Genomic DNA, 433 nt, shown 5'->3' with positions numbered 1-433 from the left:
CCCCGACCGGCGGGAACCTGGCGCAGGGGCGGCCGGTGACCGCGACGAGCGCCAACCAGAACTACGTCGCGACGAACACGGTGGACGGCAACGCGGTCAGCTACTGGGAGAGCGCCAACAACGCGTTCCCGCAGTCGCTGACCGTCGACCTGGGCGCGGCGCGCACCGTCGACCGGGTGGTGCTGAAGCTGCCCGCCGGCTGGGAGCGCCGGACCCAGACGCTGTCGGTGCTCGGCTCGACCGACGGCTCCTCGTGGGCCACCCTCGCCGGGTCGGCCGGGCGCACGTTCGACCCGGCCGGCGGCAACACGGTGTCGATCAGCGTGCCGGCCGGCGAGCGCCGGTTCGTCCGGCTGACCGTCACCGGCAACACGGGCTGGCCGGCGGCGCAGCTCTCCGAGTTCGAGGTGTACGGCGGCGGCACCACCACCCC

The 433-nt window shown here is 74.6% G+C and carries 1 protein-coding gene; it reads left to right on the top strand.

Annotated elements, in window-relative coordinates; translation table 11 throughout:
- Positions 1 to 35: 35 nt before the first annotated feature.
- The coding region (locus F6X68_RS33245; RefSeq protein ID WP_370519035.1) for a discoidin domain-containing protein at positions 36 to 433 on the top strand (398 nt) is incomplete at its 3' end.

The organism is Micromonospora sp. AMSO12t, assembly GCF_008806585.1.
In the GTDB taxonomy this organism is placed as follows: domain Bacteria; phylum Actinomycetota; class Actinomycetes; order Mycobacteriales; family Micromonosporaceae; genus Micromonospora; species Micromonospora reichwaldensis.
This window is presented reverse-complemented; position numbering and strand designations above follow the sequence as displayed.